Origin of the sequence: Bradyrhizobium sp. CCBAU 51745 (genome assembly GCF_028128715.1) — a bacterium.
Lineage (GTDB): Bacteria > Pseudomonadota > Alphaproteobacteria > Rhizobiales > Xanthobacteraceae > Bradyrhizobium > Bradyrhizobium manausense.
Map to the genome: position 1 here is coordinate 323471 of NZ_LBJP01000092.1, position 25055 is coordinate 348525.

The 25055-nt window shown below is 63.8% G+C and carries 26 protein-coding genes; 16 read left to right on the plus strand and 10 right to left on the minus strand.

Features of this window, described 5'->3' with window-relative positions; translation table 11 throughout:
- Positions 1–83: 83 nt before the first annotated feature.
- Entirely contained in the window at positions 84–1988 is a 1905-nt protein-coding gene (locus tag XH98_RS36000) for a diguanylate cyclase domain-containing protein (RefSeq protein WP_271621366.1), read from the plus strand.
- 29 nt (positions 1989–2017) lie between these two features.
- Here the strand turns inward: XH98_RS36000 and XH98_RS36005 are convergent, their stop codons facing one another.
- Positions 2018–3241, minus strand: coding sequence for a polyhydroxyalkanoate depolymerase (locus XH98_RS36005; RefSeq protein ID WP_083513980.1), 1224 nt, complete (start codon positions 3239–3241; stop codon positions 2018–2020).
- A 123-nt stretch (positions 3242–3364) separates the two neighbouring features.
- Between XH98_RS36005 and XH98_RS36010 the strand changes: the two genes are divergently transcribed.
- Complete coding sequence (locus tag XH98_RS36010; protein WP_271602461.1) at positions 3365–4021, plus strand: glutathione S-transferase family protein; 657 nt, start codon at positions 3365–3367, stop codon at positions 4019–4021.
- A 280-nt stretch (positions 4022–4301) separates the two neighbouring features.
- Here XH98_RS36010 and XH98_RS36015 read toward each other — a convergent pair whose 3' ends face one another.
- Positions 4302–4526 carry a hypothetical protein gene (locus XH98_RS36015; protein WP_220005815.1) on the minus strand — a complete coding sequence of 75 codons (225 nt, stop codon included), beginning with the start codon at positions 4524–4526 and terminating at the stop codon, positions 4302–4304.
- A 193-nt stretch (positions 4527–4719) separates the two neighbouring features.
- On the opposite strand from XH98_RS36015, the gene XH98_RS36020 reads away from it, so the two are divergent.
- From XH98_RS36020 to XH98_RS36040, 5 genes are all read left to right on the plus strand, one after another.
- Complete coding sequence (locus tag XH98_RS36020; protein WP_271621367.1) at positions 4720–5070, plus strand: hypothetical protein; 351 nt, start codon at positions 4720–4722, stop codon at positions 5068–5070.
- Positions 5071–5276: 206 nt separating this feature from the next.
- On the plus strand, positions 5277–6110 hold the full coding sequence (locus tag XH98_RS36025) for an AraC family transcriptional regulator (protein WP_271621368.1): 834 nt from the start codon (positions 5277–5279) through the stop codon (positions 6108–6110).
- Between the two features lie 148 nt (positions 6111–6258).
- The gene (locus XH98_RS36030) at positions 6259–7185 is read left to right on the plus strand and encodes an SMP-30/gluconolactonase/LRE family protein (protein WP_271621410.1); all 927 of its coding nucleotides are present in this window, start codon (positions 6259–6261) and stop codon (positions 7183–7185) included.
- A gap of 118 nt (positions 7186–7303) precedes the next feature.
- Positions 7304–7897: a GNAT family N-acetyltransferase gene (locus XH98_RS36035; protein ID WP_271602464.1), complete on the plus strand. Its 594-nt coding sequence runs from the start codon at positions 7304–7306 to the stop codon at positions 7895–7897.
- 226 nt (positions 7898–8123) lie between these two features.
- Entirely contained in the window at positions 8124–9779 is a 1656-nt protein-coding gene (locus XH98_RS36040) for a GMC family oxidoreductase (RefSeq protein ID WP_271621369.1), read from the plus strand.
- Positions 9780–10780: 1001 nt separating this feature from the next.
- Here the strand turns inward: XH98_RS36040 and XH98_RS36045 are convergent.
- Complete coding sequence (locus XH98_RS36045; protein ID WP_018641030.1) at positions 10781–11623, minus strand: AAA family ATPase; 843 nt, start codon at positions 11621–11623, stop codon at positions 10781–10783.
- Between the two features lie 93 nt (positions 11624–11716).
- On the minus strand, positions 11717–11962 hold the full coding sequence (locus XH98_RS36050; RefSeq protein WP_271602466.1) for a GlsB/YeaQ/YmgE family stress response membrane protein: 246 nt from the start codon (positions 11960–11962) through the stop codon (positions 11717–11719).
- A gap of 264 nt (positions 11963–12226) precedes the next feature.
- Between XH98_RS36050 and XH98_RS36055 the strand changes: the two genes are divergently transcribed.
- The 3 genes from XH98_RS36055 to sseA all read left to right on the plus strand — a co-directional run bounded on the left by XH98_RS36055 (position 12227) and on the right by sseA (position 14911).
- On the plus strand, positions 12227–13402 hold the full coding sequence (locus XH98_RS36055; RefSeq protein WP_057754158.1) for a vWA domain-containing protein: 1176 nt from the start codon (positions 12227–12229) through the stop codon (positions 13400–13402).
- A 121-nt stretch (positions 13403–13523) separates the two neighbouring features.
- The gene (locus tag XH98_RS36060) at positions 13524–13934 is read left to right on the plus strand and encodes a rhodanese-like domain-containing protein (RefSeq protein WP_057754161.1); all 411 of its coding nucleotides are present in this window, start codon (positions 13524–13526) and stop codon (positions 13932–13934) included.
- A 125-nt stretch (positions 13935–14059) separates the two neighbouring features.
- The gene (gene sseA, locus XH98_RS36065; RefSeq protein WP_271621370.1) at positions 14060–14911 is read left to right on the plus strand and encodes a 3-mercaptopyruvate sulfurtransferase; all 852 of its coding nucleotides are present in this window, start codon (positions 14060–14062) and stop codon (positions 14909–14911) included.
- A 3-nt stretch (positions 14912–14914) separates the two neighbouring features.
- Here sseA and XH98_RS36070 read toward each other — a convergent pair whose 3' ends face one another.
- Positions 14915–15958, minus strand: coding sequence for a hypothetical protein (locus XH98_RS36070; protein ID WP_271621371.1), 1044 nt, complete (start codon positions 15956–15958; stop codon positions 14915–14917).
- A 220-nt stretch (positions 15959–16178) separates the two neighbouring features.
- Here XH98_RS36070 and XH98_RS36075 point away from each other — a divergent pair, with 220 nt between their 5' ends.
- A complete protein-coding gene (locus tag XH98_RS36075) occupies positions 16179–17348 on the plus strand; it encodes a L,D-transpeptidase (protein ID WP_271621372.1) in 1170 nt (389 codons plus the stop codon).
- A 57-nt stretch (positions 17349–17405) separates the two neighbouring features.
- Here XH98_RS36075 and XH98_RS36080 read toward each other — a convergent pair whose 3' ends face one another.
- The gene (locus XH98_RS36080; protein ID WP_271621373.1) at positions 17406–18368 is read right to left on the minus strand and encodes a D-2-hydroxyacid dehydrogenase family protein; all 963 of its coding nucleotides are present in this window, start codon (positions 18366–18368) and stop codon (positions 17406–17408) included.
- A 145-nt stretch (positions 18369–18513) separates the two neighbouring features.
- Complete coding sequence (locus XH98_RS36085) at positions 18514–18723, minus strand: hypothetical protein (protein WP_057754170.1); 210 nt, start codon at positions 18721–18723, stop codon at positions 18514–18516.
- A 233-nt stretch (positions 18724–18956) separates the two neighbouring features.
- Between XH98_RS36085 and ettA the strand changes: the two genes are divergently transcribed.
- Together ettA and XH98_RS36095 are read left to right on the plus strand one after the other, a co-directional pair.
- On the plus strand, positions 18957–20606 hold the full coding sequence (gene ettA, locus XH98_RS36090; protein WP_057754174.1) for an energy-dependent translational throttle protein EttA: 1650 nt from the start codon (positions 18957–18959) through the stop codon (positions 20604–20606).
- 7 nt (positions 20607–20613) lie between these two features.
- Entirely contained in the window at positions 20614–21840 is a 1227-nt protein-coding gene (locus XH98_RS36095; protein WP_271621374.1) for a lytic murein transglycosylase, read from the plus strand.
- Between the two features lie 81 nt (positions 21841–21921).
- Here XH98_RS36095 and XH98_RS36100 read toward each other — a convergent pair whose 3' ends face one another.
- Positions 21922–22206, minus strand: coding sequence for a hypothetical protein (locus XH98_RS36100; protein ID WP_057754182.1), 285 nt, complete (start codon positions 22204–22206; stop codon positions 21922–21924).
- Positions 22207–22445: 239 nt separating this feature from the next.
- Positions 22446–22778, minus strand: a complete 333-nt coding sequence (locus XH98_RS36105) for a hypothetical protein (RefSeq protein ID WP_271621375.1) — start codon at positions 22776–22778, stop codon at positions 22446–22448.
- A gap of 128 nt (positions 22779–22906) precedes the next feature.
- Between XH98_RS36105 and XH98_RS36110 the strand changes: the two genes are divergently transcribed.
- The 3 genes from XH98_RS36110 (at position 22907) to bfr (ending at position 24263) form a co-directional block, all read left to right on the plus strand.
- Positions 22907–23203, plus strand: a complete 297-nt coding sequence (locus tag XH98_RS36110) for a hypothetical protein (protein ID WP_271602473.1) — start codon at positions 22907–22909, stop codon at positions 23201–23203.
- Between the two features lie 167 nt (positions 23204–23370).
- Complete coding sequence (locus XH98_RS36115; RefSeq protein ID WP_057754191.1) at positions 23371–23643, plus strand: (2Fe-2S)-binding protein; 273 nt, start codon at positions 23371–23373, stop codon at positions 23641–23643.
- Positions 23644–23774: 131 nt separating this feature from the next.
- Positions 23775–24263 carry a bacterioferritin gene (bfr, locus tag XH98_RS36120; RefSeq protein ID WP_011089420.1) on the plus strand — a complete coding sequence of 163 codons (489 nt, stop codon included), beginning with the start codon at positions 23775–23777 and terminating at the stop codon, positions 24261–24263.
- Positions 24264–24391: 128 nt separating this feature from the next.
- Here the strand turns inward: bfr and XH98_RS36125 are convergent, their stop codons facing one another.
- Complete coding sequence (locus tag XH98_RS36125; protein WP_271602474.1) at positions 24392–24994, minus strand: MSMEG_1061 family FMN-dependent PPOX-type flavoprotein; 603 nt, start codon at positions 24992–24994, stop codon at positions 24392–24394.
- Positions 24995–25055: the final 61 nt, after the last annotated feature.

The window sequence follows — 25055 nt, forward strand, 5'->3', positions numbered from 1 at the left end:
GCTCTGCCAAAAATCTCAACCGGAACGAGCAACCATCCCTTAGCCCAAGGCGTTTACGGGCTTGAGGGTGCAGGGAGCCTCTCTTGATCGATCACCGCAGCGACCTTCGCAAAGGGCGTCCGACGCTCTGGGCCTCCGCATTCGTGGCGGCCGCTTGCCTGGCGATTGTCGCGCTCAGCGGCTGGCGCGAGTGGTCCTCGCGACAGACGCTGCTGAAGGCCTCCGAAACAGACATGGCCAATCTTGCCCGGTCGGTGACGCAACACGCGGACGATACGTTCGAACTTGCGGACACCGTTCTCAATGTGTTGGTCGGCCAACTCGAACTCGAGGGAACCAGCCCGGCGGCGATCGCCAAGATTCAGACTTTTCTTTCCCGGCGCAAAGCCGCGAACCGGATCCGCGCTGTGTTCATCTATGACGAGGCCGGGCGCAGGCTCGCAACCAGCGAGCCCGTGGATTTCGCCAGCCTCAACGACAGCGACCGCGAGTATTTCCAGCATCATCGCGCCGTGGCTGAGCGGGGAACTTTCATTGGGCCTCCGGTGAGGAGCAGGTCGGGCGGGCAATGGATCATCACAGCGTCAAGGCGCTTCAATCATCCTGACGGCAGTTTTGCCGGAGTGTCTCTTACCACGATCGATGTCGACTATTTCTTACAATTCTATCGCGGATTCGACGTTGGCCAGAACGGTTCAATTGCACTGGCGACGGCAAACGGCATTATCCTCGCGCGTAGCCCGGACAACGGATATACGGGCCGCGATCTGTCGAGTGCTCCGCTCCTCAAGATTATCCATGAGCGGCCGGCTGCGGACGTCTACTACTTCACATCGCCTCTCGACGGCGTTCGGCGTCTAAGCTTTTATCAACTCAGCAGTCGCTACCCTGTTCTCGTGGTTGCGACGGAATCGGAAGACGACGTCTTGGCCCCCTGGCGCAGAGCGGCGCTGACGCGCATGGCTGCGGTGCTGGGACTGATAGGAGGGCTCGCTGTTGGGGGGCTTTTGCTGGTGCGCCAGTTGCACCTGCGGCAGAAGATGGCCGCTGCTCTGATCGCCAAGGAGGCGGATTTTCGTCTGCTCGCGGAGCAGTCGGGAGACATGGTCATGCGCATAGCGGTTGATGGACGGATCCTCTACGCATCGCCGTCCAGCGCGCGAGTTCTCGGCTGGGCTCCGAACGAATTGGTGGATACGTCGGCCCTCGCCGGCATAAATCCGGCGGATCTGACGCGGGTTGGGGAGACGATCTCCGCGTTGATGAACGGCGAAGCGGAGGAGGCTAGAATCACTTATCGCACTCGGCATCGCGAGAAAGGCGAGGTCTGGATCGAAACCGCGCTGCGCATCGCCAGGGATGCGCAGAGTGGGGACATTAACGGCGTGGTGGCGATCTCGCGCGACATGACCGAACGTAAAGACCTGGAAGATAGGCTGGCGGCTCTCGCCAGCTCGGATGGCCTGACGGCCTTGGCAAACCGCAGACACTTCGACGAGCGGCTGGAGGCGGAATGGGACCGGGCCAGGCGCGAAGGAAGGCCTCTGTCACTGTTGCTGATGGACGCCGATCATTTCAAGAGTTTCAATGATCAGTATGGGCATCAGGCGGGCGATGCATGTCTTCGCTCGATCGCCGGGGTCCTGGCGGAGCAGGCCAGGCGGCCGGCAGACTTAGCCGCTCGGTATGGTGGTGAGGAATTCGCCTTGCTGCTACCAAATACCGACATGGGAGGATGCGAGCAGGTCGGCGAGCGAATCCGGCAGGCGATTCAGGACCTCGGCATCCTGCACGCGCTCAACGCGCCATCCAAGCAGGTCACCCTCAGTATTGGTGGCGCCACACATATGTCGTTCGACGACAAGGCGGATTGCACCTCGTTGATAGCGGCTGCGGACAAGGCGCTCTACGCCGCCAAGGAGAGCGGACGCAACCGCCTTGTGATGTCAGGACAAGTCATCGCCTGGCCCGGCTCGATACGGGCTTGAAGAGCAGCTGTCGTGTGCCGCCGCGCGCCTCACGAATTCACGTGCACGAAGTCCCGCAGCAGCGGATAGATCTCGTTGTTCCAGCGCTTGCCGGAGAACACGCCGTAATGGCCGACGCCGGCCTGCATGTGGTGGACGCGGCGATAGGCGCGCACGCCGGTGCAGAGGTCCTGGGCGGCGAGCGTCTGGCCGATCGAGCAGATGTCGTCCTTCTCGCCTTCCACCGTCATCAGCCCCATGCGGCTGACGGCCCTGGTGTCGACGGGGCGGCCACGATGCATCAGCTTGCCCAGCGGCAAGAGATGCTCCTGAAACACGTCGCGCACGGTCTCGATGTAGAATTCGGCCGGCAGATCCATCACCGCGAAATATTCGTCGTAGAAGGTCTTGATGGTCGCCGCCTTCTCCTTCTCGCCCTTGGCGATGTGGTTGGCGAGATCCATGTGCTGCTTGATGTGCCGCTCGAGATTCATCGACACGAAGGCGGTGAGCTGCACGAAGCCGGGATAGACTTTCCGGAATGCGCCGCGGCATTGCACCGGCACGAAGTTGATCAGGTTGCGCTCGAACCATTCGATCGGCTTGCTCTTGGCGAACTCGTTGACCTTGGTCGGCTGGATCCGCGTGTCGATCGGGCCCGCCATCAGCGTCAGCGTTGCGGGGCGCGAGGGATGGTTGCCCTCGCACATGATGGCGGCGGCCGCGAGCGCCGAGACTGACGGCTGGCAGATCGCCACCATATGTGGGCGCGGGCCGAGCTGTCCCAGGAAGTCGATCAGATGCTCGGTGTAATCGTCGAGCCCGAAGCGGCCCTCGCTGCGCGGAATGTCGCGCGGATTGTGCCAGTCGGTGATGTAGACATCGTGGTCCTGCAGCAGCGTCTTCACGGTGCCGCGCAACAGCGTGGCGAAATGGCCGGACATCGGCGCCACCAGCAGCATACGCGGCTGCTCGCTCGCGCCGTCTTTTTTGAAATGCAGCAGCGAGCCGAATGGCGTGGCGTAAGCGATCTCCTCGGTCACGCCGACCTCGCGATTGCCGACCGTCACGCTGTCGATGCCGTAGGCCGGGCGGTCATAGGTGAGGGTGGAGCGCGAGATCAGCTCCAGCGCCGCCGAGAGCCGGCCGACGGCCTGGTCCGACATCCCCTGCGGTACCAGATTGAGGAATTTCAGCGCCGAGGAGGCTCCCGCCCGCAACGGCGCCGTCAAATCCATCTGGTTCTGAAAAGCCTGATAATACATCGACATCATACTGAAGCGCCCACTTATCCGCTGCTTCCATGCAATATCGAAGCCAGACGAGACGTCGCCGCCCTCCTGGAATTGGCACGTCGCTTGCTGCGCGTTGGGTCGGAAACGTGAGGGAAGGGCCCTATGGTGAAGGCGACACTGACCATCAGCAGCAAGAACTATTCATCCTGGTCGCTGCGTGGCTGGCTGCTGACGAAATTTTCCGGGCTCGATTTCGAGGAGATCATCACCGCGCCTGATGACGCATCGGCGCGTGCTGAAATCCTGTTGCTGTCGTCCTCGATCCTGGTGCCCTGCCTGCGGCACGAGGGCGCGACGGTCTGGGATACGCTCGCGATCGCCGAATATCTCAACGAGGTGATGCCGTCAGCCGGGCTGCTGCCTGATGATCGCGTTCAGCGTGCGCATTGCCGCTCCATCTGCGGCGAAATCCATTCCGGTTTCACCACGCTGCGCGCCTCGCTGCCGGTGAACCTGAAGGGGCACTTCCCCGGCTTCAAGATCTGGTCGCGCGCGCAGGCCGACATCGACCGCGTCTGGTCCATCTGGCGCGACTGCCTGGCGAAATCAGGCGGCCCGTTCCTGTTCGGCGAGAAACGCACCATGGCGGATGCGATGTACGCGCCCGTGGTGACGCGCTTCGTCACCTATGACGTCAAGCTCGAGCCGCTTCTGAAGACCTATGCCGACACCATCATGGGCATGCCCGAGATGAGGGAGTGGATCGCGGCGGCCAAGGACGAGCCGGCCGAGATCGAGGAGCTCGAGGTCGAATATTAGGCAGGCCGCGCAGCGCCTTGCCTGTTTCCGGAGCGGATGCGGCCAGCGTCCCCGCCTGCCTCTATGTCCTTGCGATGATTAACTTTTGCGGACGGTCTGCGGCGGCGGCCAGCTCGCGCGCTGGGCAGATATTGTGCGTGCCATCAGTACTTTGTCGACATCTAGCCGTGAACAGCCGCGTACGGAGCCACCAGGCTGATTCGGACGTGATTCGTTCGGGCCGCGTTCCGTTCGTTAAGGTGGAGCGCGGCGCCGTTGCATTTTGAGACAGAGGCGCCCGTCAAGCCGCGCCGGAATGCTTCACGCGCGGCACGCGCCAGCCGATGACGGTGGCTTCCACCGGGACGCCGGCCACGTGGTTCTGCCAGCGGCCCTCGACATAGCGGCAGGCGAACGGCAGTTGATACGTTCCACTGTGGTCCTCACACAGCACTTCGACCGGCAGACCAGGTGGCGGTTCTCCGGCGCCATCGAATTCAGCCAGACGTCTATCACGCGTTGCCATTCCAAAAATCTCCCCTAATCAAAGCCGCGGAAAGAGCGCCCACCTCTTCCGCGCGCGGTTTCCTGCTCCCCATCCAAAGGATCATCCGAGGGAACGTGCCAAGCTCAACGCGAGAATGCGGTGCCAGTGTGGTAGCCTCACGCGGCTCTGCGCAATCGGCGCACATTGCCGTGATCGATGATGAGGAACCTGGATGCCGCGCCGGATCGCCGCTGTTTGTTTCGCCATGTTACCGCTCGTCGCGCCTACGCGGGTCGCGGCGCAGGACGTTCCCGGCATCGAGATCTGCACGGTCGAGAAGACTATGGAGCGGCGTACCAGCTGCCTGCAGAGCAATGTCGATTTCCTCCAGAAGACCATCACCAAGCTCAATCTCGATCACCAGCAGAAACTGGATGCCGCCATGAGGCAGATCGATACGCTGAAGGTGACGCTGGCCGGTTTGCAGAAAACCATCGGCGATCTCCAGGCCGCGCAGGCGAAGCAGGCGGAGGATCTGAAGAAGAAACAGGATGCGCCGCCGCCGAAGGATGCGGTGAAATGAATGGTGCAGTGTCCCCAGGCGGCGCGGGTGGGCAAAGCGAAGCGTGCCCACGGCCGCGGGCAATGAGGCAACGGATCGTTGGCCGGCGCTAATGCGCCTTTGCCCACCCTACGAGTTCCGCGCTAGCGGCACGACAGCAATCCCGATCAAGCGAGGCGCGCGGTGAGGGCGCATCATCACCCCGCTTCGAACGAGAGCCTTGAGCCATGAACCCAGCCCAGCGCGCGCTCTGGTACATCGAAAGCCATCTGGCCGAGCCGATGACGCTCGATGAGATCGCTGCGATCGGAGGCGTGTCGCGGTTCCACATGGTGCGTGCGTTTGCCGCAGCCACCGGCTTCCCGGTGATGCGCTACGTGCGGGCGCGGCGGCTGAGCGAGGCGGCGCGTCGTCTCGCCAACGGCGCGCCGGACATTCTCGGCGTCGCCCTGGAGGCGGATTACGGCTCGCACGAAGCGTTCACCCGCGCGTTCCGCGACCAGTTCGGCACCACGCCCGAAGCGGTCAGAGCGGCGACGTGCACAAGCCAGCTCAAGCTTCAGGAGCCGATCCTCATGGACTCCACGATCTCGGACACTCTCAAAGCCCCGCGCTTCGAAACCGCCAAGGCTTTCCTCGTCGCCGGCCTCGCCGAGCGCATCACCTGCGACAACGGCGCCATCATCCCCGGAATGTGGGCCCGCTTCCACCAGCAGGTCGCCGACATTCCCGGGCGCATCGGCAACGTGGCTTACGGCGTCTGCTGCAACGGCGATGATTCCGGCAATTTCGATTACATCGCCGGTGTCGAGGTCGCCGACTTCTCCGATCTGCCTCGCGGGCTCAGTCGCATCCGTATCCCCGAGCAGCGCTACGCGGTGTTCACCCACAGCGACCACGTCGCCTCGATCCGCCGCACCGTCAACGCGATCTGGAATCAATGGCTGCCGGCTTCCAGCTACAAGGCCGCCGACGCCCCCAATTTCGAGCGCTACGACGAGAAGTTCGATCCGGTCAGCGGCAATGGCGGCTTCGAGATCTGGGTGCCCATCAAAGGATAAGGCTGCAACGCAGCATTGCGCCCGCTTGCTTGGCAAGGGAGACCTGTTTTGTCATAACCGCTGGCAAAACTTGCCAGCGGGGCCCGTGCCGGACATCCCGAGCAAGCCATAACAAGCAGCCCGGAGGGTCCCGCCAATGTCCACTGCCATGTCTGACATCCGCGTTCTCGCCACCGACCTCGAATTCCCGGAAGGCCCCGTCGTGATGCCGGATGGTTCGGTCGTGCTGGTGGAAATCCGTGGCCAGCGCCTGACCCGGGTCTATCCTGATGGCCGCAAGGAGGTCGTCGCTAAGGTGCCGGGCGGGCCGAACGGCGCCGCACTTGGCCCGGACGGAAAAATCTACATCTGCAACAATGGCGGCTTCTCCTGGATTCCGACCGGCAAGATTATCATGCCGGGCCCGCAGCCGGAGGATTATCTCGGCGGGTCGATCCAGCGCGTCGATCTGCAAACGGGCAAGGTCGAGACCGTCGTGACCAAATGCGGCGCGCACGATCTGCGCGGGCCGAACGATCTCGTCTTCGACAAGCATGGCGGCCTCTGGTTCTCCGATCTCGGCAAGCGCCGTCCCCGCGAGATGGATGTCGGCGGCATGTACTATCTCAAGCCCGGCATGACCGAGATCGTCGAAATCGTGCACGGCGTGCTGCCGGCCAACGGCATTGGCCTGTCGCCGGACGAGAACACCGTCTACATCGCGGAGACGCCGACGGCCCGGCTCTGGGCCTATGAGCTCTCCGCGCCCGGCGTGCTCAAGCCGCGCGAGGCGATCTATCGCGGCGAGCGGGGCAAGCCGATCTGCGGCCTTGGCGGCTACCAGATGTTCGACTCGCTCGCGGTCGAGGCCAACGGCAATGTCTGCGTCGCCACGCTCGTCTCCGGCTGCATCTCGGTGGTCGCGCCCGACGGCGCCCTGGTCGAGCAGGTCCCGACCGGCGACCGCGTCACCACCAACATCGCCTTCGGCGGCCCCGAGCTGAAGACCGCCTATATCACGCTGTCAGGCAAGGGCGAGCTGATCGTCATGGACTGGCCGCGCAGCGGTTTGCCGTTGAATTTTCTGAATAAGTGACGATGGCGTAGTACGCCATCGTCATCCCGGGGCGGCTCGAAGAGCCGAACCCGGGATCTCGAGATTCCGCGTCTGGTCCTGCGGACCATCCCGGAATGACAACCATGAGGACGATCGAATGCCCTGGCCTGATCCCATCACCCTGCGTGGACAGCACGCCCGTCTCGAGCCGCTGTCGAAACAGCACCTTGCGGGGCTGACCGAGGCCGTGAAGGACGGCGAGCTGTCAAAGCTCTGGTACACCGCGATCCCGCTGCCCGAGAACATGGGCAAGGAGATCGACCGCCGCCTCGGCCTTCAGGCCGCTGGCTCGATGCTGCCATTCACGGTGTTCGACGCCGGCGGCAACATCGTCGGCATGACGACCTACATGAACATCGACGCCAACAACCGCCGCGTCGAGATCGGCTCGACCTGGTATGGCAAGAGCGTGCAGCGCGGCCCGCTCAACACGCAGTGCAAGCTGCTGCTGCTCACCCACGCCTTCGAGGCGCTGAACTGCATCGCGGTGGAATTCCGCACCCATTTCTTCAACCACCAGAGCCGCCGCGCCATCGAGCGTCTCGGCGCCAGGCAGGACGGCATTTTGCGCAGCCACCAGGTCGCGCCCAACGGCACGCTGCGCGACACCGTCGTGTACAGCATCACCGCCGCCGAATGGCCGACGGTGAAGGCGCATCTGGAATATCAACTCAACGACAAGCCGCGCTAGTTTTCATGCATGCTTTTCGCACCAATGCCGCCGCGGGCTCGATGACCTCTCCCATAGGGAGAGGTCGCGCCGAAGGCGCGGGTGAGGGGACCGGTCTCTCGTGGGACCTGAAGCCCTCACCCGATTTGCTGCGCAAATCGACCTCTCCCTCCGGGAGAGGTGAAGGGGCGCGAGCTTCAGGCACCGATTCAATCAAGACTCATTTCGCTTTAAAGGCGCAGGCACCATGGATAGATTTGACTATGTGATTGTTGGCGCGGGTTCGGCCGGTTGCGTCCTCACCTCCAGGCTCAGCGAAGATCCCAACACCAGCGTCTGCGTGCTCGAAGCGGGGCCGAACGACTGGCACCCCTACATCCATCTGCCGGCGGGTTTCATCAAGACCTTCCACATGAAGAGCATCAACTGGGCCTATCAGCAGGAGCCCGGGCCCTACACCAATGGGCGCAGCATCTACGCGCCGCGCGGCAAGACGCTCGGCGGCTCGTCCTCGATCAACGGCCACATCTACAACCGCGGCCAGCGCATGGATTTCGACACCTGGGCGCAGATGGGCAATCGCGGCTGGGGCTATGCCGACGTGCTGCCCTACTTCCGCCGGCTGGAGAAGCGGATCGGCGAAGGCGAGGACATCTATCGCGGCCGCGACGGCAACCTCATCGTCACCACGATGGACTGGCGCGATCCGCTCTGCGAGGCCTTCATGGAAGGCGCGGTCTCGCTCGGCATTCCGCGCAACCCTGACTACAACGGCAGGACCCAGGAAGGCGTCTCCTATTGCCAGCGCACCATCAACAACGGCCTGCGCGTCTCCGGCGCGACCGCTTTCCTGAAGCCGGCGATGAAGCGGCCGAACGTGCATGTGCACACGCATGCGCATGCGACCGAGATCATCTTCGAGGGCAAGCGCGCCGTCGGCGTACGCTACAGCAAGGGCGGTCGCGGCGGCACGCCGGTGGAGGTGCGCGCCAACAAGGAGGTGATCCTCGCCGGCGGCACCTATAATTCGCCGCAGCTGTTGCAGCTCTCCGGCATCGGCTCGCCCGACCTGCTGAACGCCCATGGCATCAAGGTGCGTCACGCGCTGCCGGTCGGCGAGGGGCTGCAGGACCACTACGCCCCGCGCACGGTGGCGCGGGTCAAGGACATCAAGACCATCAACGAGCTTCGCCGCGGCTGGCGGCTCTGGGTCGAGGCGATGAAATGGGCCACCGCACGCCGCGGCCTGCTCTCGCTGTCCCCGACCATGGTCTATTGCTTCTGGCACTCCGGCGAGAGCGCGGAGTCGTCCGACCTCCAGCTCACCTTCACGCCGGCAAGCTACAAGGAAGGGGTGCAGGGCCAGCTCGAGGACGAGCCCGGCATGACGGTGGCGTCCTGGCAGCAGCGCCCGGAGAGCCGCGGCTATGTCCGCATCCGCTCCAATGATCCGTTCGCGCCGCCGATCATCCAGACCAATTATCTCGATGCCGAGCTCGACCGCCGCGTCATCGTCGGCGGCATGAAGCTGGCGCGGCGGCTCTTGAAGAGCGCGCCGCTGTCGCCCTATTACGCCTATGAGGATTTCCCCGGCCCCAACGTCGTCACCGACGACGAGTTTTTGCACGCGGCAACAGAGCGGGGCACCACGACTTTCCACCCCGGCTGCACCTGCCGCATGGGCCCGGCGGACTCGACCTGGGCCGTCGTCGACGACCAGCTCCGCGTCCACGGCCTCGAAGGCCTCCGCGTCATCGACGCCTCGGTGATGCCTCGCATGATCTCGGCGAACCTCAACGCATCGACGATGATGATCGCCGACCGCGCCTCCGATTTGATCCGCGGCAAGGCCCCGATGGAAGCCACGCGGATTCCGGAGACGGCGGTGGGAACAGCAGCGTAGGGTGGGTTAGCTAGCGGGTTGCGCGAAGCGCAATCCGCTGGCGTAACCCACCCTACGAGACGACCCGTCGGGCAAAACACCCGCCACCCCGTCAACCCCTCCGTACAAAAATATTCCGCTTTGCCGAAATTCGGATTTGTCGTATGTTTCGCCCATCCTGATCCGGCGAAGAGGGGCGGTCGTACGTCGTCACGAGCCGCGGATCGGGCTGCGGTGGACGTGGGCAGCGTCGTCGCGGATGCGGGTCGCAGGGCGGGGCGATGGATTGAGCCGAGCCCCGTGAGCGACTTGCAAGCCGCGTTGTACGAACGGCGCCGAAGCCCTGCGAAGCCTCTTGGCGAAGCAGGGTCGTCCGCGTACGGCAAAACCGTGTGGTCCCGGCCGTCGTCGCTACGGTCAAGTCTTGCGGATGCGGCAGCAGCGTCAACCGGCGCGGTGCCGGTGACTTCCGCAAGGCGAGGGAGGCCAGAAGGAATTCGGCTCCCGGGAGAGCGCGGCATAAGCCGTCCGACCATCGCGCAGGGAAGGCCGTGTGTTCGGCTTCACCTGTATGCCGCTGTGCATTTCTCATTGCGCTACACGCGCACAGCGGACCGTGGGTGCTCAGTCGGCACCCGGCCTTCCCTGCACCCTCTGTTCTTGGGGGTGACGGAACGAAGCAAAGCTCGGGCGGGATCAGCCGCGAGGATGCGAAGGTATGTCTGCGAGTCAAAGTGCGAGCTGAACGAGCGGCGATGCTGCCTCATACTCCGTCATTGCGAGCGCAGCGAAGCAATCCAGAGTCTTTCCGCGGAAGGATTCTGGATTGCTTCGCTGCGCTCGCAATGACGATGTGGAGATGATGGTGCGTCACACTGCACTCCCGTGCCCCGGACGCGGATATCGTAGGGTGGGCAAAGCGAAGCGTCCCCACGTATCTTGCGTGTCGTTACCGATTGGTGGGCACGGCGCGTCGCGCGTTTGCTCACCCTACGGCACCGTGAGATTCGCCGTAGCTCGCCTCACACTTCCCTTCTGCTCAAGAACGCCAGTCGCTCGAACAGGTGCACGTCCTGCTCGTTCTTCAGCAGCGCGCCGTGCAGCGGCGGGATCAGTTTGCGCGGGTCGCGTTCCCTAAGCTGCTCGACGCTCATGTCCTCGTTGAGCAGAAGCTTGAGCCAGTCCAAAAGCTCGGAGGTCGACGGCTTCTTCTTCAGGCCGGGCACCTCGCGCACCTCGAAGAAGATGCGCAAGGCTTCCTCGACCAGGCGCTTCTTGATGCCGGGGAAGTGGACGTCGACGATGCGCCCCATCGTGTCGGCATCGGGGAACTTGATGTAGTGGAAGAAGCAGCGGCGCAGGAAGGCGTCCGGCAGCTCCTTCTCGTTGTTGGAGGTGATCATCATGATCGGGCGCTGCTTGGCCTTGATGGTCTCGCCGGTCTCGTAGACATGGAATTCCATGCGGTCGAGCTCGAGCAGCAAATCGTTGGGGAATTCGATGTCGGCCTTGTCGATCTCGTCGATCAGGAGCACCGGGCGCTGCTCGGCCGTGAAGGCTTCCCACAGCTTGCCGCGCTTGATGTAGTTCTTGATGTCGGACACGCGGGCATCGCCGAGCTGGCTGTCGCGCAGGCGCGACACTGCATCGTATTCGTAGAGGCCCTGCTGGGCCTTGGTTGTGGACTTGATGTGCCAGGTCAAAAGCGGCGCGTTCAACGCCTTCGCCACTTCCTCCGCCAGCACCGTCTTGCCGGTGCCGGGCTCGCCCTTCACCAGGAGCGGCCGCTCCAGCACGATCGAGGCATTGACGGCGACCTTGAGATCGTCGGTCGCAACATAGTCCTTGGTGCCGGTAAATTTCATCGCGCGTCCTTGTTGGTCGTCGGCGGGAAGAGTGCCCCGGTCGCGACATGGGAACGGCCGCACGTGGCGGCCGTTCCTGGTTCGGTCAGGCTTTCAGACCCGTCTTATCAGCGAAAGGATCACCAGCACAATCACCGCGCCGATCGTGGCATCGACGATGGAGCCGAGCGTGCCGGTCGCGAGCTCGATGTGCAGCTGCGGCAGTACCCAGCTGGCCACCAGTGCGCCGATGATACCGACGACGATGTTGCCGATCAGCCCAAATCCCGCCCCGTGGACAATCTTGCCGGCCAGCCAGCCGGCGATCGCGCCAATGATGAGCGCTGCGAGAATACCCATTGCATCATTCCCCAAAACGACCCGTTGAGGTGGTCAATTCTAGAGCAAATAGCCTCCCGGTCCATGTTGAATCGCAGGCTCGCGATTGTCCTTCACCTCTCCCCGACGGGGAAAAGTCGGATCGCGCTTGCGATCCGGGTGAGGGGGCGCAGGTCCCTCGAGGAAGCAGAACCCCTCACCCGGCACTGCGTGCCGACCTCTCCCTGTGGGAGAGGTGAAGGGGCGCCCCTTGACGTCCGTCCACCGACGGGCAATCTGTCACCCATGTTCCTGCAATTCTTCACGTCTCTGCGCGATGCGCAGGTCCCCGTCACGCTGCGCGAATACCTCACGCTGATGGAGGCGCTCGACGCTGACCTGTCGGACTATTCGGTCGAGAATTTCTACTACCTCTCGCGCGCCTCGCTGGTGAAGGACGAGCGCAATCTCGACAAGTTCGATCGTGTCTTCGGCACGGTGTTCAAGGGGCTGGAAAGCCTGCTCGACGCCATGGAGAAGGCGGAGATTCCCGAGGAATGGCTGAAGAAGCTCGCCGAAAAATACCTTTCCGAGGAAGAGAAGAAGCAGATCGAAGCCATGGGCTGGGACAAGCTCATGGAGACCTTGAAGAAGCGCCTCGAGGAGCAGAAGGGCCGCCATCAAGGCGGCTCGAAATGGATCGGCACGGCCGGCACCTCGCCGTTCGGCGCGCATGGCTACAATCCCGAAGGCGTCCGCATCGGCCAGGAGAAGAACCGCAACAACCGCGCCGTGAAGGTGTGGGACAAGCGCGAGTTCAAGGATCTCGACGGCAATGTCGAGCTCGGCATCCGCAACATCAAGGTGGCGCTGCGCCGCCTGCGCAAATTCGCGCGCACCGGCGCGCCCGACGAGCTCGATCTCGACACCACCATTCGCGAGACCGCCAATCACGGCTATCTCGACGTTCACATGCGCCCCGAGCGGCGCAATGCGGTGAAGCTGCTGGTGTTCTTCGACATCGGCGGCTCCATGGATTCGCATATCGAGCAGGTCGAGGAGCTGTTCTCGGCGGCGAAGAGCGAGTTCAAGCACATGGAGTATTTCTACTTCCACAACTGCCTCTATGAAGGCGTGTGGAAGCAGAACAAGCGCCGCTTCACCGATCGCACCCCGACCTGGGACGTGCTGCACAAATATCCGCACGACTACAAGGTCGTGTTCGTCGGCGACGCCTCGATGAGCCCTTACGAGATCATGGTGCCCGGCGGCTCGGTCGAGCATGTCAACGAGGAGCCCGGCTCGGTCTGGCTCGACCGCATCATCCGCACCTATCCGCACACGGTGTGGCTCAACCCGGTCGCGCAGAAGCACTGGGACTATTCGGAATCCACCACCATCATCAAACGCATCTTCGCCAATCGCATGTACCCGATCACGATCGAAGGTCTGGAGAATGCGATGAAGGAATTGACGCACTAGCCTCGGTCATTCCGGGGCGCCCGAAGGGCGAGCCCGGAATTCATCGGGCGGCAGAGTTAGTCGAGAAATGGATTCCGGGTTCGCGCTGCGCGCGCCCCGGAAGAGAAGAAGGGAGAACCACATGCCCCAAAACATCACCCGCGGCATCAAGCAGCTTTGCGACGAGGCCAATGCCGAGATCGAGACGCTCTCGGCCAAGGACGCCATCGAGATCTCCAAGAATGGCGACGTCGTCATCGTCGATATCAGAGATCCCCGCGAGATCGAGCGCGAGGGCCGCATTCCCGGTGCATTCTCCTGCACCCGCGGCATGCTCGAATTCTGGATCGATCCGCAGAGCCCCTACGCCAAGCCGATCTTCCAGGAGGACAAGAAGTTCGTGTTTCACTGCGCCGGCGGCCTGCGCTCCGCGCTCGCCGCCAAGACCGCGCAAGACATGGGTCTCAAGCCTGTCGCCCACATCGCCGGCGGCTTTGCCGCCTGGCGCGATGCCGGCGGACCGACGGAAGCCTGGGAGCCGAAGAAGAAGTAATTGCTCTCGTCATTCCGGGGCGCGACGAAGTCGCGAACCCGGAATCCATTTATCCACCAACTCTGCCGCACGATGGATTCCGGGTTCGTGCTGCGCACGCCCCGGAATGACAAGGAATTAGCAGCATGACCCCCGATCCCCTCGTCTCCACCGAATGGCTCGCCGCCCATATCAATGATTCCAACGTCAAAGTGCTCGACGCCAGCTTCAAGCTGCCGGGCGTGCTGCCGCTGCCGAAGGATGATTATCTCGCCGCGCATCTGCCGGGTGCTGTGTTCTTCGACGTCGACGCGGTGTCCGATCATTCCAATCCGCTGCCCCACATGTATCCGAGCGCCGAGCAGTTCGGCCGCGACGTCGGCAATCTCGGCATTTCCAACGCCGATACAGTGGTGATCTACGATGCCGGCGGCTGGGTCGCCGCGCCCCGCGCGTGGTGGATGTTCCTGGCCTTCGGCCACAGCAATGTCCGCATCCTCAATGGCGGCCTGAAGAAGTGGCGCGCCGAGGGACGTGCGGTCGAGAGCGGCGAGGTCAAGCCGAAGCCTGCAAGCTTCAGGGCCAGTTACGATCCGAAGCGCGTGCGCAGCATGCAGCAGCTGATCGCCAACCTCCAAAGCCGCGCCGAGCAGGTGATCGACGCCCGCGCCGCCGATCGTTTCGAGGGCCGCGCTCCCGAGCCGCGCGCGGGCATCCGCTCCGGCCACATCCCCGGCGCGCGCAATGTGCCTTATAGCCAGCTGTTCGATGCCGCGACCGGGGTGATGAAGCCACTCGAGGATTTGCGCGCCGCCTTCACCGGTGCCGGCGTCAAGCTCGATGCGCCGATCGTCACGAGCTGCGGCTCCGGTGTCTCTGCCGGCGTGCTGACGCTCGCGCTCTATCGCCTTGGGATTACCGACACCGCGCTCTATGACGGCTCGTGGTCGGAATGGGGCCAGGAGGGCGGCCCGGCCATCGCGACCGGACCGGCGTAAGCCTTATTGGCGCGGGCGCGTGGACGCCGTGGCGAGCATCTGCTGCTGCCGCTGCTGTAGCTGCTGCTGTTGTAGCTGCTGCAGCTGCTGCTGTTGTTGTAGCTGCTGCAGCTGCCGTTGCTGGCCGAACGGATCGAGCGCCTGGTTGACCTGCTGAGGCGGCGCGCGCCGTACGATGCGGTGACGCTTCTTCGGCTTGTATGCACGCGGCTTGCTGTCTTGCTTTGCGCTGTTGGCCTTGGGCTCTGCCGGCGGCGCGAGGTCGTTCAGTGCCGCCACTCTGGCCGCTGCGATGTCGCTCACGCGCGAGGCCAGCGCCGGCGTTGCGGTGCGCGGCACGTCGGTGGCGCTCATGGCCGGGGCCGGAATCGTCATGGCGATGGAAGCCGTGGTGTCGGCCGGGGTGAGCGTGTCGGTGGGCGCGGAAGCTGCCGCCTCACTCCTGGCCGGCTCAGGAGCCTGCGCTTCGGTGGCGGACGCAGCCGGCTCTGCCACCGCCGCAACGGCGACGACCTGAGGCTCAGGCTGGACCTTGGCGTCGAGCGTCACCGCAGCCATCTGCTCGGGTCCCGTTTCGACCGCGGGCAGTCCGATGCTCGGGACCTGGTTGCTCGAGACCTGGTTGCTCGAGACCTGGCTGCTCGAGACCTGCGCGGGCATCGCAGGCGCCGCATCGTTGGCGACCGGCGCGGCGGGCTCGATGCGCAGGGCCGCAAGCACCGGCTGGGCAGGCTCGGAGGCTTGCGCGAACATCTGCTCCTGCGGGCCGTTCCGCCAGGAGGGGTTGCTGACATACTGCTCGTGGCTCGCCCGCACGAGCGCGGCGGCGCCCAGGCCGAACACCAGGATGGAGGTAGACAGCAGGATCGCGGCAAGCAGGAAGCGAAAGCCGGGAAGCATCGACGGGTTGCGAATTTCCGCCCCGGCGGCGTGTGGCCAGGGCCCATGAGCCATCTGAACGCGGTGACGGTACTGGTTGCCGCCTTCGCCACGCGGGGATTCGAGCTCAAATCGGTGGCGAATCAGGCTGATTCGACCATATCGCAACGCCTTCGCCCCGTTCCGTAAAAATCGGGGCTGATGACTCCGGCAATCTACGGCGGGGTGCGATTTTCACCCCGTGATGCAACGGGGCAACTGTGTGCGATTGCATCACAAATCGCTAAATCGGGCACAAATCAGCCTGTTATGTCTTGAATGTGCCGCTATCTTCGGTCATCTGGCCCTCATCGGCTCGGACGGGGCCCGGGGACTTACAAGAGCGATGATGATCAAACATTTTCTGACGATATGCGCTGCCGCAACAGTCGCTGCGGCGGGAACTTCGCTTGCACAGGCCCAGAGCTATCCGGTTCAGCAGGCGCCGAGCTATGGCGCCCCGGCCGAGTATCGGCCCGGTGACCGCACCCCGAATTTCGACGCGCTGGACGACGACGACGCAATGCCGCAGGCCTCGCTGCCGCCGCCCGGGCCGGCTGAGGATCCGCGCTACGCTCGTCCCGCCGGCCCGCCGGTCTATTCCGCGGCTCCGCCGCAGGGCCCGGTGATGTCGCCGGATGACCCGCGTTATGGCCGCCCGGCTGGCGCTCCGCCGGTCTATTCCGCCGCACCGCCGCAGGGGCCGGTCATGTCGCCCGACGATCCCCGTTATGGCCGCCCTGCCGCTCCGCCCGCGGTGATCTATGCCGACCGTCCGGGGCAGGCGCCAACCAACGATGGCATGCGTCCGCCCGAAGCTATCGGTGGCCCCGCCGCGACCGGCGCGGTCCCACAGCAGGGCGCCGATGGCCGGCCGACGTCGGTCGCCGCGCTGCCGCCCGAAGAGCAGCCCGACGCTGCCCCCGTGCAACTGCCGCCGAACCTGCGCCGCCAGGAAGTCGCGTTCCAGACCAAGGAGCCGGCCGGCACCATCGTGGTCGATACCCCGAACACCTACCTCTATTACGTCCTCGGCAATGGCCGTGCGATTCGCTACGGCGTCCGCGTCGGCCGCGACGGCTTCACCTGGACCGGCGTGCAGAAGATCACCCGCAAGGCCGAGTGGCCGGATTGGCATCCGCCGGCGGAAATGATCGAGCGCCAGCCCTATCTGCCGCGCTTCATGGCCGGTGGCGAAGGCAATCCGCTGGGCGCCCGCGCGATGTATCTCGGTTCGACCGTGTACCGCATCCACGGCACCAACCAGCCCTCGACGATCGGCAAGTTCGTCTCGTCAGGCTGTATCGGCATGCTGAACGAGGACGTCTCGGACCTGTTTGACCGTGCCAAGGTCGGCACCCGCGTCGTGGTGATGCCTGGCAATCCGCCGGCTGGTACGACGACCGCGTCGGCCGCGCCTGCACCCGGTCCGGCTCCAATGGCCGCCCAGGCAGGCCCCGTGCCGGGCACGCAGCCGACCGTCGTGCCGCCGCTGCCCGCCCCGGTCACCGTGCGCTAAAGCGCTTCACGAATTCAGATTGCAAAAGGGCGTGCCATCGGCACGCCCTTCGTCATTTCAGGCGAGCTTGCGAGGCAGCTCACCGCCCTTGGTCCAGGCGTCGATCGCCTCGACCATCTGGCCGTAATGGATGCGCAAGCCGTCCTTGGTGGCGTAGCCGAGATGCGGCGTCAGCACGACATTGTCGAGCTTGCGGAAGGGATGGTCGACCGGCAGCGGCTCGACCGAGAATACGTCGAGGCCAGCGCCCGCGATCCTGCGCTGCTGCAAGGCCTCCAGCAGCGCGGCCTCATCGACAATGGGCCCGCGCGCGGTGTTGACGAGGAACGCGGTCGGCTTCATCCGCGCAAGATCCTCGCGGCTGACGAGGCCGCGCGAGCGCTCGCTCAGCACCACATGGATGGTGATGATGTCGGCCTTCGCGAACAGCTCCTCCTTGGTGGCGTAGCCGACGCCGGCGGCGGCGCACTTCTCCGGGGTGAGGTTCGGGCTCCAGGCAATCACCTTCATGCCGAACGCCTTGGCGATGCCGGCCATCTTGCTACCGAGCTTGCCGAGGCCGACGATGCCGAGCGTCAGGCCTTCGATCTCGACACCGGCAAAGGTCTGCCAGGGCTCGCCGGCATGCATGCGCGCATTCTCGCGGCCGATGCCGCGGGTCAGCTCCAGGATGAGGCCCATGGTCAGCGGCGCAGTTGGATCACGCGAATATTGCGTGCCGCCGATCACGACGCCCCTGGCCTTCGCGGCCTCCATGTCGATCGCCGCGTTGCGCATGCCTGACGTGAGCAGCAGCCTCAGCTTGGGCAGCTTGTCGAACAGGCTCCGGGGGAACGCCGTGCGCTCGCGCATCGCGCAGATGATCTCGAAATCGGCGAGCGCGCTGACCGCAGCCTGCTCCGAGGTGAAGGGATGGCTGAACACGGTGGTGTCGATCCGGTCGGAGAGTTTCGACCAGTCGGCGACGTCGAGGGCGAGGTTGAAATAGTCGTCGAGGATTGCACAGCGCAGCCGCGTCATCAGCGTCGATCCAAGGCCAGAGTTGACGGCGAGAGGTGACAGCGCCGGGCGGGGCGCCATTGTCGGAACGGGGCCATGGTTGCGCGCATTCAGCTCCGCGCGCAAGCAGTCTGGGACTTCAAAAATCCGACAGGGACGGGGCGCTTCAGCGCGGCTTCAACCGGATCGGTGCATCCATGCCGTGCTTGGCGCGCCAGGCGGGGCCGGGGCCGCGCATATAGTGCAGTTCGGGCCGGTAGGGATTGAAGGCGGTGGCGAAGAAGCGCTTCCAGAAACCCTTGATCTCGGACACGAGCGCGTTGCCGCGACCGGCTTCCGCCGGAACGGGAAGGGAATGGGTCTCAATCAGAGCCATGATGGGGCCTCGCTGTGCTCCCGTTCATTCTGAGCGGGTGGCGCTGTTGCCGCGCGAAACCGAGCTTTGGCCTGATTGATTAAAAGATGGTTTCAATTGTCCGGATCGGTGGCCGGATGGTGTCCGGCCAGTATTCATCCGTGGTGAACGGAGGGAAAACATTGCCCTTTGGGGGCGGGATCGCTACATCGGCGGCTAGCAAATCTCCTCAAATTGAAGGTTTCACGGGACCGATGGCGCGCCAGTTCATCTATTTCATGCAAGGCCTGACCAAGAGCTACCCGACCCGGAAGGTGCTCGACAACATCCATCTCAGCTTTTACCCGGACGCCAAGATCGGCGTTCTCGGCGTCAACGGCTCTGGTAAGTCGACCTTGCTCAAGATCATGGCGGGCCTCGACAAGGAATATACCGGCGAGGCCTGGGTCGCCGAGGGCGCCCGCGTCGGCTATCTCGAACAGGAACCGCACCTGGATCCCGCGCTTTCCGTCCGCGAGAACGTCATGCAGGGCGTCGCCAAGCAGAAGGCGATCCTCGACCGCTACAACGAGCTCGCCGTCAATTATTCGGACGAGACCGCCGACGAGATGACCAAGCTGCAGGACGAGATCGAGGCCCAGGGCCTCTGGGATCTCGACAGCAAGGTCGACCAGGCCATGGACGCGCTGCGCTGCCCGCCTGATGATGCCGACGTGACGAAGCTCTCCGGCGGCGAGCGCCGCCGTGTCGCGCTGTGCCGTCTTCTGCTCGACCAGCCCGACCTCCTTCTGCTGGACGAACCGACCAACCATCTCGACGCCGAATCCGTGTCGTGGCTCGAAGGTCATCTTCGCAACTATCCCGGCGCCATCCTGATCGTCACCCACGACCGCTACTTCCTCGACAACGTCACGGGGTGGATCCTCGAGCTCGATCGCGGCCGCGGCATCCCCTACGAGGGCAATTATTCGTCCTGGCTGGTGCAGAAGCAGAAGCGCCTCGAGCAGGAAGGCCGCGAGGACGCCGCGCACCAGAAGACGCTCGCCCGCGAGCAGGAATGGGTCGCGTCCTCGCCCAAGGCGCGCCAGGCCAAGTCGAAGGCGCGCTATCAGCGCTATGAGGAGCTGCTCAAGCAGGCGAGCGAGAAGCAGACCCAGACTGCGCAGATCATCATTCCCGTGGCCGAGCGGCTCGGCGCCAACGTGGTCGATTTCGAAGGCCTCAGCAAAGGCTTCGGCGATCGGCTCCTGATCGACGATCTCACCTTCAAGTTGCCGCCCGGCGGCATCGTCGGTGTCATCGGTCCCAACGGCGCCGGCAAGACCACGCTGTTCAGGATGATCACGGGGCAGGACAAGCCCGACAAGGGCACGATCACGATCGGCGAGACCGTGCATCTGGGCTATGTCGACCAGTCACGCGATGCGCTCGACGGCAAGAAGACCGTGTGGGAGGAAATCTCCGGCGGCAACGAGCTGATCCTGCTCGGCAAGAAGGAAGTGAACTCGCGCGGCTATTGCTCGTCGTTCAACTTCAAGGGCGCTGACCAACAGAAAAAGGTCGGCGCACTCTCCGGCGGTGAACGCAACCGCGTGCATCTGGCAAAGATGCTGAAGTCCGGCGCCAACGTGCTGCTGCTCGACGAACCGACCAACGACCTCGACGTCGACACGCTCCGCGCGCTCGAAGAGGCGCTGGAGGATTTCGCCGGCTGCGCCGTCATCATCAGCCACGATCGCTGGTTCCTCGACCGCATCGCGACCCACATCCTGGCCTTCGAAGGCGACAGCCATGTCGAATGGTTCGAAGGCAACTTCCAGGATTACGAGAAGGACAAGATGCGCCGCCTCGGCCAGGACAGCATCATCCCGCACCGCGTGAAGTACAAGAAGCTGACGCGGTGATGGTGTGATGATGCGGCGGGCGCTCATCGCTGCGGCGATCATCATCGCCGGCGGATGGCCGTCCGCCCATGCTGCCGATGCTGCCTTTACGCAGTTCATCGCCTCGCTCTGGCCGGAAGCGCAAGAGGCCGGCGTCTCGCGCGCGACGTTCGACCGGGAGACGCGCGGGCTTGAGCCTGACTACAAGCTGCCCGATCTGATTCTGCCGGGGCGGCCCGCGACCGGTGCGCCGTCGCAGGCCGAGTTCGTGCAGGTGCCGGCCGATTACGTCCGGGAAGCCTCGATTGCGAATCTCGCGGGCGAGGGACAGCGGCTGCTGCAAAAATACAATGTCGCGCTGACGAAGATCGAGAAGAGCTCCGGCGTCCCTGCGACCGTCATGCTCGCGATCTGGGGACGTGAAACCGACTATGGTCGCTATAAACTGCCCTACGATCTCGTCCGCGTGCTGGCAACGCAGGCCTATGTCGGCCGGCGCAAGGACACCTATCGCAACGAGTTCATCCTCGCGCTGAGGATCCTCGGCGAGGGCGTGGTGACGCGCAAGGACATGACCTCATCATGGGCGGGTGCCACAGGGCTCACGCAATTCCTGCCGTCCGAATATTACAAGCATGGCGTCGATTTCGACGGCGATGGTCGCATCGACATTTGGCACTCGGTGCCGGATGCGCTCGCCTCGGCTGCGCAGCAGCTCGTCAACAAGGGATGGCAGAGTGGCGTGCGCTGGGCCTATGAAGTGCAGGCACCTGCCAAGGTCGACTGCACCATTGGCGTGCCTGAGGTGACCAAGCCGATCGGTCAGTGGTTGCGTGAAGGCTTCGTGCCGGTGCGCGGGCAGAAGCTGAGTGCCGCAGAGCAGGCTCAGCCGGCCTCGCTGCTTCAGCCGGAGGGCATCTATGGTCCGGCATTCCTGACCACGAAGAATTACTACGTCATCAAGGAATACAATTTTTCCGACCTTTACGTGCTGTTCGTCGGTCATCTCAGCGACCGCATGACCAGCCCGCTGCCGTTTGCGACGCCATGGTCGGCATCGAAGCAGCTGCGTACGAAGGATGTGGAGGCGATGCAGCGCGGGCTCACCCGCATCGGATTGTACAAGGACAAGATCGACGGCAAGGCCGGCATGCAGACGCGCGCCGCGCTCGGCGCTTATCAGAAATCGGCGGCGCTCAAGGTTGATTGCTGGCCGAGCGAAGAGGTGCTGCGCTCGATCCAGGCCGCGCGCTAGCGGCCTTCCCAAAGAAAAAGCCCGGCCGATGGTCTCGGCCGGGCTTCGATCGCAGCGCCTGGTCAGCGCCGTGCGATCGGATCAGTAGCAGACGCGAACCGGGCGAATGACCCAGCCGTAACCGTCCCAATAGCGCTGCCGCTGCCAGTAGCAGGGCGGCGGGGGCGGAGCGGGCTCGGCGACGTAAACCGGGCCACCATAGGCCGGACGGCTCGATGCGATCGCGCCGCCGACAATGGCGCCGCCGATCAGGCCGGCCGCGATGCCGGCGCCGATGTTGTCACCGGCTTTGGCGGACGGAGTGGCGGTCACCAGCGAACCGGCGATCGTCGCAACCGTGAGGGCGGCAACAATAGTCTTCTTCATGCTCTTGGCTCTCCTGGGAGAAGGACGTCCCTTGTTAGGAGCGTCCAGGGTTCAAAGGTTCACGCACACTCTAATGGAATTGGCCTTGCAGCTAGAAAGCGCGCAATTGGTCAATCCACGGTAAACGCACACGGAGCTGTGACGAGAAAAAGCGGTCTTTTTCAGGCTTTGAGATGAACGGCGCATCCGTAGTGAACCGGCCCAACGAGAACGGCTCCAGCGATCCGGTCTAACGCGCCTCAGCCACAGACTCGGACGCGGCGAACGCGCCAGGCGTAGCCGTCCCAGAAGCGCTGCTTCTGCCAGACGCAACCATCGCCGTAATAGTCGTCGGCCACGTAGCCGGGACCCGGCGCGTAATAGCGGGGCGGATAGTAGCCGTAGCCTGGGCCATAGGCGTAACCGGGGCTGGGTCCGTAATAATACGGAGAAGCCAGCGCGCCACCGACGATGGCACCACCGATGATGCCGGCGGCGACGCCTGCTGCGACACCTCGCTGCGCGTGGGCAGGCGCTCCCGTGGTCAGGACCAGGGTGGCGGCGGCAGCGATTGCCAATAGCGTCTTCTTCATCGGCTCGACCTTTCACAGGAACGCATAACTCTTGCGGCCAAAGTTCCATATTTCGCTTGAATGATCAATGAACGGCGCAATGGGCGGGTGCGACCAATGGTTGAGACAGAGGCTTCCAGGAGACGACGATGAATGCCCTGACCAATGCCCTGATCGCCTTCGGCGCCGTTGGCGTGGTGGGTTATGCCCTGATGACCCACCTGCAGAACCGCGCCCCTCGGACGCGTACCAGAGCAAGCGGCGATGGCGGCGCCGACAGCTATTCGGATACGACGAATGACGGCTTCTCGTTAGGAAGCTGGTTCCCCAGCGACAGTTCCGGAAGCTCGACCGACAGCGGCAGCTGCTCCGCCAGTGATAGTGGCGGCAGCGGTGGAGATTGTGGCGGCGGTGGTGATGGTGGAGGCGGCGGGAGCAGCGATTAAGCCCGGTCCGGCATCCTTTTGATCCAGCGCAACTCGCTAATTTAGAGCCGTTCTAGGCTTTATCCGGGCCAGTTTGGAATAGCTTGAAATACCGGTTTTTCCTTTTGCGTCCGGCCGGCCCCTTAAATATCGATGATGGTGCATCACCGAAGGGGCCTATCGCTTCCATGATCGTTTGTTCCTGTAACGTGCTGAGCGATGACGATATCCGCGCCGCCGTCGCCGAGTCCGACGATGCTGTGCGCCATGCCAAGCAGGTCTATGGATGCCTCGGCTGTAGCGCCGAATGCGGTCGCTGCGCCCGAACGATCAAGACGATCATCGACGAAGCGCTCGGCCCGTGTGCGCAGTCCTGCTGCGCCGGTTGCCCGCACAGCCACACGGTGGCTGCGAACGACGAGTTCGCCGAACCCGCCCAGTTCGCCCTCGCGGCCTGCTGAAAATTTCCGCGACGCCGGCTGAGCTTTTCCCCGGCTGCGTCCCGGCAGTCAGTTGCCCTTGTATTTAAACTCATTTAGAAGCGTTCTAAATCGGATGGAACCGATTTGGACTGCAGGAGCTGGAGTGGACCATGCAAGGCGACGCAAAAGTTATCGACTATCTCAACAAGGCGCTGCGTCACGAACTGACTGCGATCAACCAGTACTGGCTGCACTACCGCTTCCTCGACAATTGGGGCCTTCTCGACATGGCCAAGGTCTGGCGCAAGGAGTCGATCGAGGAGATGGAGCACGCTGACAAGCTCACTGCGCGCATCCTGTTCTTCGACGGCTTCCCGAACATGCAGGTGCTGGATCCGCTCCGCATCGGCCAGAACGTCAAGGAGATCATCGAGTGCGATCTTGCCGCCGAGATGAGCGCGCGTGCGCTCTACCAGGAAGCGGCGACTTACTGCCACGGCGTCAAGGACTACGTCACGCGCGACCTGTTCGAGAAGCTGATGAGCGACGAGGAGCACCACATCGACTTCCTCGAAACCCAGCTCGACTTGATCGGCCGCATCGGCCTCGAGCTCTACACCCAGAAGCACGTCGGCGGGCTCGAGGGCGAGGGGCACTGAGCCTCGCTCTCTCGTTTCGTCATGGCCGGGCTTGACCCGGCCATCCACGTCTTGCGACGCGGGACGAAGAATGCGGATGCCCGGCACGAGCCCGGGCATGACGGTCTGTTTGAGCCGCGAACATCCCGTTACAGCTGCGCCTTGTAGCGCTCCTCCACGATCTCCTGGCTTTCGGGCTCGCCGAGGCTGGTCTGATCGTGGATGACCTGGCTGATGCTGGGCATCACTGAGCGCGGCACCTTCTCCGTCGACCACAGCTTGGAGCGCATCAGAGCCTTGCCGCAGTGGAAGTAGACTTCGTTGACGGCGACGCTCAGCACCGCGCGCGGCGGCTTGCCGAACTCCACCATCGCGGCGAGCAGATCCGGATCGGCCGAGAGTGTTCCGCGCCCGCCAACGCGCAGCGTTTCGTCAATCCCAGGGACGAAGAACAGCAAATGCACGAACCCCGAGCCTTCGACGACATTGCGAAAACTGTCGATGCGGTTATTGCCGGCGCGGTCGGGCATCAGCAACTGGTTTGGGCCGGCGACATGGACAAAGCCGACGCCGCCACCGCGCGGTGAGGCATCGACGCTTCCATCGGTGCCCGATGTCGCGAGCACGCAGAACGGCGACATCTCGATGAACTTCCTCGCATGCGCATCGATCGCGGGACGCGCCTTGGCGATCACGCGCGGGGTTGGCTTCGCATAGATGGTGGCGAGGTCTTCGGCGCAAAGGTCAGTCAACGGCGTGCCTCCGGATGAGCTCGGCGTCAAACTACCCGATCGGGCTACGTCCGCCAATGAA